This is a genomic window from Psychrobacillus sp. Z3-81 (assembly GCF_056620325.1).
Window position 1 is genome coordinate 1 of sequence record NZ_JBWQPU010000074.1, and the last position, 260, is coordinate 260.

Annotated in this window: 1 protein-coding gene; it reads left to right on the plus strand. The window is 71.2% G+C overall.

What is annotated here, in order from left to right; translation table 11 throughout:
• Positions 1-260, plus strand: a 260-nt coding sequence (locus tag AC1ECF_RS17680) for a hypothetical protein (protein WP_480390748.1), incomplete at both ends; no start/stop codon positions are given.

A 260-nucleotide genomic window follows, 5' to 3' on the forward strand; every position in this document is an offset into this window, starting at 1 on the left:
GTTCCGCACCTCATCGCCTACGAACCCGTCATGGCTCCTTTCGGGGCCACGGCGCTGCCCGCACTCAAGGCCGCTCAGGACGCCGGTGACCTCGCCCGGAGCGTCGCGGTCGCGCTCGGGCGCGTGGCCCGCATGCCCGACGAGGCCATCGCGTCGCTGCGATCTCACAGCGAGGTCTGGGCCGGACTACGAGAGGTCGCCTCCCCCCTCTACGACGAGACGCGCGCGATCAACGCAGCACCCGATCTCGAGGAGCTCGC